The 9,226-nt window shown below is 56.6% G+C and carries 9 protein-coding genes and 3 pseudogenes; 8 read left to right on the top strand and 4 right to left on the bottom strand.

Going from position 1 to position 9,226, the window contains the following annotated elements; genetic code table 11:
* Both ABD927_RS24405 and ABD927_RS24400 read left to right on the top strand, forming a co-directional pair.
* Positions 1-720, top strand: a pseudogene (locus ABD927_RS24405) (P-type conjugative transfer protein TrbL); the annotation flags it as partial.
* Between the two features lie 68 nt (positions 721-788).
* Positions 789-1,031 carry a type I toxin-antitoxin system ptaRNA1 family toxin gene (locus tag ABD927_RS24400; RefSeq protein WP_345252494.1) on the top strand — a complete coding sequence of 81 codons (243 nt, stop codon included), beginning with the start codon at positions 789-791 and terminating at the stop codon, positions 1,029-1,031.
* 56 nt (positions 1,032-1,087) lie between these two features.
* On the opposite strand, the gene ABD927_RS24395 is transcribed toward ABD927_RS24400, so the two are convergent.
* On the bottom strand, positions 1,088-1,891 hold the full coding sequence (locus ABD927_RS24395; RefSeq protein ID WP_345252493.1) for an XRE family transcriptional regulator: 804 nt from the start codon (positions 1,889-1,891) through the stop codon (positions 1,088-1,090).
* 265 nt (positions 1,892-2,156) lie between these two features.
* On the opposite strand from ABD927_RS24395, the gene ABD927_RS24390 reads away from it, so the two are divergent.
* From ABD927_RS24390 to ABD927_RS24365, 6 genes are all read left to right on the top strand, one after another.
* Entirely contained in the window at positions 2,157-3,002 is an 846-nt protein-coding gene (locus tag ABD927_RS24390) for a recombinase family protein (protein ID WP_425570362.1), read from the top strand.
* Positions 3,003-3,004: 2 nt separating this feature from the next.
* Entirely contained in the window at positions 3,005-3,136 is a 132-nt protein-coding gene (locus tag ABD927_RS24385) for a hypothetical protein (RefSeq protein ID WP_345252492.1), read from the top strand.
* Between the two features lie 76 nt (positions 3,137-3,212).
* Positions 3,213-5,321, top strand: coding sequence for an AAA family ATPase (locus ABD927_RS24380; protein WP_345252491.1), 2,109 nt, complete (start codon positions 3,213-3,215; stop codon positions 5,319-5,321).
* Between the two features lie 51 nt (positions 5,322-5,372).
* Entirely contained in the window at positions 5,373-5,561 is a 189-nt protein-coding gene (locus tag ABD927_RS24375) for a plasmid-related protein (protein ID WP_345252490.1), read from the top strand.
* Positions 5,558-7,144, top strand: a complete 1,587-nt coding sequence (locus ABD927_RS24370) for an Eco57I restriction-modification methylase domain-containing protein (protein ID WP_078590938.1) — start codon at positions 5,558-5,560, stop codon at positions 7,142-7,144. Before ABD927_RS24375 ends, ABD927_RS24370 begins: the two co-directional genes overlap by 4 nt.
* Positions 7,141-8,058, top strand: coding sequence for a XamI family restriction endonuclease (locus ABD927_RS24365; RefSeq protein WP_078590937.1), 918 nt, complete (start codon positions 7,141-7,143; stop codon positions 8,056-8,058). The genes ABD927_RS24370 and ABD927_RS24365 overlap by 4 nt, the downstream gene beginning before the upstream one ends.
* A gap of 171 nt (positions 8,059-8,229) precedes the next feature.
* On the opposite strand, the pseudogene ABD927_RS24360 reads toward ABD927_RS24365, so the two are convergent.
* The 3 genes and pseudogenes from ABD927_RS24360 to ABD927_RS24345 all read right to left on the bottom strand — a co-directional run.
* Positions 8,230-8,642: pseudogene (locus tag ABD927_RS24360) on the bottom strand (VapC50 family PIN domain-containing toxin).
* The gene (locus tag ABD927_RS24605) at positions 8,639-8,881 is read right to left on the bottom strand and encodes a P-loop NTPase family protein (RefSeq protein ID WP_425570361.1); all 243 of its coding nucleotides are present in this window, start codon (positions 8,879-8,881) and stop codon (positions 8,639-8,641) included. Before ABD927_RS24605 ends, ABD927_RS24360 begins: the two are co-directional and overlap by 4 nt.
* Positions 8,878-9,226: pseudogene (locus ABD927_RS24345) on the bottom strand (IS21 family transposase); the annotation flags it as partial. The gene ABD927_RS24605 and the pseudogene ABD927_RS24345, both read right to left, overlap by 4 nt.

The following is a 9,226-nucleotide window of genomic DNA, read 5'->3' as shown; positions in this document are numbered from 1 at the left end:
AGCCAGAACCAAGGGCAAGGTCGAACGGTTCAACGGCTATCTGAAGAGCAGCTTCCCAATGTCATCGCCGGCCTTGTGCCTGGTGGCGCTGCTGCTACCGGCATCGGCAGCTTTAGCACCGGTGCAATCGTTGGTGCGGGCATGGCGACCGCAGGCATGGCGGCGCAAGCCGTGGCCGCTGCTGCGTCCGGGGGTGCCTCTCTGGCTGCGTCGGCCGCCGGTGGTGCGCAGGCGGTCATGGCGGCCGCGTCGGCTGCCGCAAAGGCCGCCGACGGCGGTGATATGCCCGGTGCGAGTAGCGGCGGCGGCGAAGCTGGCGGCTGTGCTGCTAGCGGTGGTGGCGGTGGTAGTGGTGGCGTCTCGGGCAGTGGTGAAACGCCAATGGCTGCGGCCGCAGGCCACAGCAGCACCGGCGCACGCGGCAGCTCTGGCGGCGGTGGCTTCTCTGGCGCGGCCGGGAAAGCGGGCCGGGTTGCGACAGGCACGGTCGCCAACCTCGCCAAAGGCATCGGCTCGATGGCGTCTGCGAAGGCCGGCAGCATGGCCGACGCGGCCAAGAACCGGATTGCAGAGACAACCGGTGGCAAGCTCGCCGCGACGATCAAGGCGGCCAGCAGCTCGACCGATGGCAACACCCTTTCCGGCTCGAATGACGACGCGACGGCAACAGCCGGAAATGATGAAGTGGCCGCGTTCGTGAACCGACCGGAGGCGACCTAAAGCGTGTCGGCCGACGATGCAACGCCGGCCGACACTTCCACAATCCCACCTGATACAGAGGTGAAATCATGGCAACCACCAATCCTAATCAATTTTCTCATGCAGTTCAGCAAGCGGCCGCGCAGTTGAACGCTATCGACTGGCTGGACCAGGACGCCGCACGCGAGCTGGGGCCGCTGGCCGAAGCGACGGCCAACCTGTTCATGGTCCTGTTCTACCAGGCGGAAACGGGCCTTGCGACGCGCGAGGACTTCTCCCAGGCCAGAACAGCTATTCAGCTCGCTTTGCATCAGCCTCACGGCCACAACTGACAGGAGGAGCCATGGGAACCCTTCGGAAAAGTTTTGCGGCTGCGCGCGAGGAAGGATCAGTGGGCGTTGTCGGCTATCTGGCGGTGTTCATTCCGACCGCGTTGATTGTCCTGCCGGTCCTGCCCTTCGTATTGGCCTTTATCTATGTGCGTGAACTGATCCGGCCCGCGCTGGCACCTGCACTGCCGGTCAAGCCAGCAAGGCAGGTGCAGCCTGTGGAGCATATAGCGGGCGTGATCGATCTCGCCGCCGTTCGGCAGCTTCGTGGCGAGAAGCCGTCCCACGAGGGCTGACGATGGAGACATACGAGATAGACACTGCCCGAAAACGCCACCGGCATCTGCGGGTGCCGGTGTTCCCGGACGAAGCGCAAGCCATTGAAGAGAATGCGAAGCGCGCGGGCATGAGCATCGCCCGTTATCTGCGCGAGGTCGGCCAAGGCTATTGATTTCAGGGTGCAGGTTGTCCGGGGTGATGCCAGCGACGAGCTGGGCAAGTTCATCATCAAGAATCTCGCTGACGCTCTTGGGGGACACCTGCCCCGCCAAGCCAGCATTAATCCGTTCGACCAGCAAAGCCTTGAGTTGCGCCCATGCTGGATCATCGTTGTGCAGGCCTGCAGCGACGGCCATGTTCACAAGCGTATTCATCCCGAATTCGTCGATCTTCCCGCGCATCAGGTCAGACACGCGAGATTGCGTCACGCCAAGACGGCGCGCGGCTTCGGCCGGCGTCCATCCGTGATCGTGGATTTGTTTTTCCAGGGCCATCATCAGCGCCGAACGCAGCTTCATGTTTTCAGCCTCGGCAGGGGCGTCTTCGATGGCATCCCACACACTCGCAAAGGTCTCGTTGGTCATCGTTCCCTCTTCTCCATGTTGGTGTGCAGGTCCCTAGATTTGATACGCCCCGCCACGTGGACAGCGTGGGGGCAAGAAAATTGTTCTTCCGTATTTTGGCGTTGAGTTCATGAGTAAATTTAGCCGCTAAAGACGGCAACACTGAATTTGTCGTGGAAGCTCATTAGGGTCGTGGTTTTGCGCTAGGCGCATATAAATCGGAACTTCAAAATTGAGCCGTGTCGGTTACGATGGGGCGCATTAGCCTATACCCAAAGGAGCCACTATGAGCACTAGGGACGCCCGGCCTGTCGGTTCGATGCTGGCCGGGATCGCACGCCAGGCAGGCGGGCTGACCGATGCCGAAGCCGAGCGCTTCGACCGGGTCCGTGACAGGACGCCGGCCGAGCCGATGAGATTTGACGACACCCCTGTCCTCAAGGTCGCCCGCGTCTATTTGCGCGTCAGCACCGACGCGCAGGACCTGGAACGCCAGGAAAGCGTCATCGAGGGCGTGCGGGCGGCCGGTTACTACGTCGCCGGCGTCTACCGCGAGAAGGCATCCGGCGCACGCCCCGACCGTCCCGAGCTGCTGCGCATGGTCGCGGACCTACAGCCTGGCGAGGTCGTCATTGCGGAGAAGATCGACCGCATCAGCCGCTTGCCGCTGGCCAAAGCCGAGCGCCTGGTTGCCGCGATCCGGCACAAGGGCGCGCGCCTGGCTGTTCCCGGCGTTGTAGACCTGTCCGAACTGGCGGCCGAGGCGCAGGGCGTTGCCAGGATCGTTCTGGAATCGGTTCAAGACATGCTTTTGAGGCTGGCCCTGCAGATGGCCCGTGACGACTATGAGGACCGTCGCGAGCGGCAGCGCCAGGGCATCGAGCTTGCGAAGAGTGCGGGCAAATACCGGGGTCGGCGTGCCGATCCGAAGCGCCGCGCTCAGGTGATCGCCTTGCGCCGATCCGGCCACAGCATAACCAGGACGGCCGAGCTGGCCGGCTACAGTCCTGCCCAGGTCAAGCGGATATGGGCCGAGGTCAGCAAGGACGAGGCGGAACGCATGGGAGCCTTCCAGGAGGACGCCCTGAGCGAAGCCGACGCCCTGGCTGCCGCCGGCCAAGGAGGCGCATGACCATGACGAACGACCAAAAACCGCGCGTGCGAGAATTGTCGCCGGCCGAGATCGAAGCGCTACGCAAGGAGATGAGGCAATCTATCGAATGGGCCAAAATGGAGTTGGCGCGTCGGTCAAATACGACTGCGTGATGTACATCACTCTTTCATTGTGAGCGGAATCGACAATCTATAGATGTATATAGTTAGCTGAAAGGGAGGGGAGGCTATGACTGCGTATACGGTCCAGATAAAAAATTGCAATAGCATTGAAAGTGCTGAAATTTCGATCACCAAGGGCACGCTAAACATAAAATATGGACCCAATGGATTGGGTAAGAGCTCAATAGCAAAAGCAATCCTGGCGGCGGTGAACGATGACGGAACGCTCCAGCGATTGAAGCCCTTTAAATATCGGGCGCTCGAGGGGGAGTTTGATCCTTCTGTAATGGGTGTCGGCGATATCAAATCAGTTTTGGTATTTGATGATTCCTATGTTTCCCAGTTCACTTTCCAGCGGGATGAGGTTCTAAAGAATAGTTTTGAAATATTCATAAAAACAGAGGCTTTTCTTTCCGCAATGCAGGAAATAGAGGCTCTCTTTCAAGGAATCAGGTCCGCCTTTGATGGCAACGAGGACTTGGGCAACGCTATATCTGACCTGAAAGAGCTTCGTGATGCATTCGGAATTACAAAGACAGGAGCGCTTTCCAAGTCAAGCAAAGGCTATAAGGCATTTGGTTCGGGAAATAAAATCGCGAATATCCCAGATCATCTCAGGCCGTTTGAAGACTTTATTAAGAGCGATCAACCGGCAACGTGGATAGCGTGGCAGACTAAAGGGAATTCCTTCTTGGAGTTGTCGGATAACTGCCCTTATTGTTCTTCAAGTTTTCAGGGAACCGATAAGAAGAACGTGGCACAATCAGTTGCCAAGGAGTACGACTCAAAAGCTGTAGAGCATTTGAGTGCATTGCAGGCAATCATTGGAAGGTTGGGTAAGTATTTTGACGATGCTTGCCGCGAGAGTTTGGAAAGAATAACAAAATCGAAGGTTGAGCTTTCACTGGAAGAGACGAATTTCTTGAGTGCCCTTAGGGGTGACGTTGAAACGCTTATCACCAAACTCGAGGGGTTGCGCTCTATCTCATTTTTTGCGCTTCGAGATGTTGAGAAAATAGAGGACGAAATTGGTAAGCTGAAAATCGACCTCGGATTTCTTGAGAGACTTAATTCGGCGGAGACTAAATCTGTTGTTGATCCTGTAAATGCTAAGCTCCAAGAGCTGGCAGAGAAGGTGGGGGACCTGAAGGGGAAAATCAACAAGCACAAAAAGCTGATTGAGAGAACCGTCGCCGAAAACCAAGATGGCATCAATGGTTTCCTGAAGTCGGCTGGTTATAAGTACAGCGTTGTTATCAAAGCTGAGGCTGATTCATACAAGATGAAGCTAGTGCACCAAGACCACGATGAACATATTGAGACCGCTGCGCAACACCTGAGCTATGGAGAAAGAAATGCCTTTGCTCTTATACTGTTCATGTATCAGGTTTTGAGAGAAAAGCCTGGGCTGGCAGTCTTGGATGATCCTGTCTCAAGCTTTGACAAGACGAAGAAATTCGCTATTTTGAATGAGTTGTTTAGAGGTAAGGCGAGCCTTCGCGATACAACCGTCCTCATGCTGACCCATGATATCGAGCCTGCCATAGATGTTATTCGAGGCGTTAAACGGCTATTCCAGCACCCCAAGCCAACGGCATACTTCCTAGCGTCGAAGGCAGGCGTCGTGTCCGAGGTGGAGATTAAAGAGGAAAACATTCAAACCTTCGCGCAGATATGCAATGACAATATTCGTGAGCTAGCGGATGAGGTTATTAAGTGTATATATTTGAGAAGGCACTTTGAGATAATCAACGATCTCGGTATGGAATATAACTATTTGGCGAATCTTCTGCATGCGCGGGATGTGCCTATTCTAAAATCTGCCGTGGGCGATATTGCAATGGATGCGCAGCAAGTTGCGGATGCTGAAGCCGGCATCAAGAAATTTATCCCGACTTTCAATTACGCGTCGGTACTTGCCATAATTAAAGATAAGGCAGAAATGAAGCGTCGCTTCACCGATGCTACGGTTGGGTACGATAAGATTCAACTTTTCCGCATTTATAAGGAAGTGCACAGTTCCGCCAATGGGGAACAGGATGGCATTCTCCAAAAATTCGTGAATGAGTCTTTCCATATCGAGAATGAGTATGTGATGCAGCTAAATCCCCACAAGTTTGATAATGTGCCGGAATATGTTGTCCAGGAGTGTGATCGGCTGGTTTTAGCCAGCTGATTCTGACACAATGGATACACAACGTGTATCCATCGTGTTATCATGCGCGGCATGTCAATCAAAGATTCCGGGATGCGCATCAGGGTGGAGAAGGAGTTGCGCGACGCGTTCGTGCAGGCTTGTCGCGCCCAAGATCGGCACGCTTCTGATGTGCTGCGCGACTTCATGCGTACCTTCACGGAGAGGCAACTGCTAGGTCAGGCTGACCTGTTCGCCGGCCTAAAAGGAAAGCAAAAATGACCGTGCAGACGGAACAAGAGCTAGTAGCCCTGAGCCTAGCCCTTATCGGAGGACAAGGCGGCCTGTCTGCGCCCGAGCGTAAGCTCGTGAAGACTGCGCCGGCATTGGTGCTTAAACCTCGGGAAATCGAGTCGGTCCGCAAAGCGATCGCACGTGGCGCCGATCCGCTAGGCGAGGCCTTCTCGTCGATCCGTTCGGCGACCGAGCGTCGCGCGGCTGGTGCTGTCTATACGCCTGCACCAATCGTCCGTTCAATGATGACCTGGCTGGCGAGCCAAGGAACGCCTCACCGAATTGTCGATCCGGGGGCCGGTTCGGGTCGCTTCATCCTGGCCGCAGGCGAAGCCTTCCCTCAGGCGCAGCTCGTGGCCGTGGAGATGGACCCGTTGGCCGCCCTCATGTTACGCGCGAACTTGAGTGCCCGCGGCTGGACCGATCGTGCGACGGTGTTGGTCAAGGACTATCGGGAGACCAAACTACCGCGTTGCGCCGGCATGACCGCTTTCATAGGCAATCCGCCTTATGTACGACATCACGATATTGCCGAGGACTGGAAAGCTTGGTACGCCTCGACCTTTGCTTCCTTCGGCATTAAGGCTAGCGCGCTGGCCGGCTTGCATTTGCACTTCTTCCTGCAAACGCGGTTGCTTGCCAAAGCGGGCGATGTGGGCGCATTCATCACATCTGCCGAGTGGATGGATGTGAACTATGGCTCGGCGCTACGACGACTCTTGCTCGATGAGCTGGGCGGGATCGCCCTGCATGTGCTTGAGCCGACCGTTGAAGCCTTTCCTGGCACGGCGACAACGGCAGCAATTACCTGCTTTCGTGTTGGCGTCACGGCCGAGCCGGTTCGCGTGCGCGCCGTCGACGAGCTGAAACGCCTCAACGGTTTGGCCAAAGGCACCGACATCCCACGCGAACGGCTGCATGCCGCGCCTCGCTGGTCAATCATCGTCCGGCCGTCCGAATCGGTTGCCGTAGGCGAGATCGAGCTTGGCGAGCTATTCCGTGTACATCGCGGCCAGGTCACCGGCGCAAACGATATCTGGATTGCTGGAGAGCATGCGAAAGGCCTGCCTGATCGCGTCAAACTGCCGGCGGTGACTAAGGCCAAAGACTTGATCCAGGCCGGTGCGCATTTGCACTCGGCTGAGGTTCTGCGCCGCGTCATCGATTTGCCGGCTGAGCTGGACGACTTCACCAACGAAGAGCGCCGGAGCATCGCCGCCTTTCTGGCTTGGGCCAAACTTAACGGAGCAGATCAGAGCTACATCGCGCGACATCGCAAAGCTTGGTGGTCGGTGGGCCTCAAGGCCCCAGCCCCTATCCTATGCACTTACATGGCTCGCCGACCGCCCCAGTTCACGCTCAACGCGTGTGACGCGCGACATATCAACATCGCTCACGGCCTCTATCCACGTCAACCGCTGGCCGACGGAGTAACCGCTCGTCTAGTGACGTGGCTCAACAGAAACATCAACACGGGAAGTGGTAGGACATATGCCGGTGGCTTAACTAAGTTCGAGCCTAAGGAAATCGAACGCCTGCGCATCCCAAGCTTGGAAGCTCTTCTTGCATGATAAGCGCACCGCCTCGATGGACTATTGATGAACTTGCCGAAGACTCTACCACCTCTGCCGCGTTGTTCCGGGCCGAGCGTTTAGCAGTCTCTGATTCCTGGGAAACACACTACAACCAAGCGCGTGGCAAGTTCGAGCAACTGTTCAAGAAACTGAGCGATCTCAACCCTGGCGCGATCACCAACGACAACCTCGCCGAAGCCTACAGCCTCGGCCTTGGTGAGGCGCTGAGGTATTTGGCCGGCCCGCCGATTTCTGACGACGACCTGCGAGTTATCGCCAATGTCGATTCGATCGCTCCAGGTGTTTTGAAGAAAAATCCCGAGACACTGCGTAAGGTGTTCGAGGTTATCGAGCGTGTGATCGATCCGCATCGGTTCCCATGGATGGAGGTAGGCGGTGCGCCGACTGACCAACAACGCGAAGCAGCCTTGTTGGCTTCTTCTGTCCTCTTGGCCGCGCAACGCATCGCCACTGAGCGACGCAATGAAGGGAAAGAAAACCAAGAGGCGAAGGTGAAGGACTATCTTCGCAGTCTTGGTTTCGCCGAGGTTCCGGCGGTGGCGATCAATACAATCGTCAAGGGGCCGCAGGCTATGCAGTTCTGCTCTGAATGTCAGCTCGGCGAGCGCAAGGCCGATGTCGTCGTGCGCTTACATGACACCCGCCTCATGGCAATCGAATGTAAGGTTTCGAACAGCGCGACCAATAGCGTCAAGCGACTAAACAACGACGCAGCAGTCAAGGCCGAATACTGGATCAAGCAGTTCGGTAGCGCGCAAGTCGTGCCCGCCGCTGTACTGGCTGGTGTCTTTAAGGTGCTGAACCTTGAGCAGGCACAGGCACGCGGCCTCTCCTTGTTCTGGTCGCATGATCTTGAGAAGCTCGGTGCATTCATCGATTCGACACAGTGAAACTAGATCATGGTATCTCTCATGGAATCGACCATGCATCAATATTTCAAGTGTATGAATTTAAATGATTTTTTCTCTCAAACTATCATCGAGTGGGAGTAGGGGTTGTTTTATAAGTTATCGATTTAACTGTTGGATTTAATTTCAATAGGGCAGCGTTGGGCTGCGATGTTAGAGAATAGAGCGATAGGTCGCTAAGGCTTTGGTCGTCTGAACCAATCCTTGCCGAAATAGGATCCCCAGATAACGATCGACATCAATAGGCGGGTTTTTGAGTTGTGCTCGCTGGCGCTGTGCCGCGCTACCACCGCCGCTGCATCAAGGCCGAAGAAATTCTCCACAAACTCGTCGGGATGTTGAGACTCCACTCCGTAGGAGCCTAGTATGTTTGCGGGAAAGTCCCGCTGGTTGAAGGTCACGATCACGCTGGCACCGCAGCGGATGGCCGCAGCCAGAACATGAATATCGCGACTCCAGCGGGCACGGAATCGTCCCGATAGTCCTAGCCACATCAGAAAGTCGCGCAGCGGTGCGGGATAGAGAACGCAGGCATCGAATATGGCGGTGAAGGGGGAGTGCCTCATTCGTACCCCATGCCTGATTCCTGTGCCTGACGTGCGAGTTCTGCCATGGCTTCTTCGCTAGCGCGGTCGCGTGCCCCTTTGTATTGCATCAGGTCGCCGCTCAGGATCTTCTCCAGGAAATCGGCGAAACTTGCTTGCTCGTCGGCGCTTTGCTGTGCGAGGTGGGCCCAGTCGGCCGCGATGCGCTCGAGCTTGAGCTGGATGCAGAGCTCGGCGATGCGTGCGTGCTGCAGGTTCATGCGGCATGCTCCAGTAAGGCGCCGTACACCGACAGCGGGTGCTGCAGGCTCTCGTGCGGAATCACCATATCTGCAGTTTTTACGGTAACGGCCGGCGGCGTAGCGAACGCCCTGGGCAGGCTCATCAAACTATGTCGCTCGTGAGCAAGGCGCACTTCGGGCTTCTCACCCGTCGTGCCGTGGATGCGTTGCTGCGCCACCTCTGCCAACCAGCGGCCGATATGGGCATTGGCCGTATCGACATCGAGGAGCAGGCCGGCCGTCTTCAGCGTCGCAGCCAACGGGGTGACGAAGCTGCTCTTCAGATAGCCGTTGAACCGTTCGACCTTGCCCTTGGTTCTGGCT

This window comes from Pigmentiphaga soli, assembly GCF_039541095.1.
Classification (GTDB): domain Bacteria; phylum Pseudomonadota; class Gammaproteobacteria; order Burkholderiales; family Burkholderiaceae_B; genus Pigmentiphaga; species Pigmentiphaga soli.
Note: the sequence above shows the minus strand (reverse complement) of the source record. Positions and strands in the feature narration are given on the sequence as shown.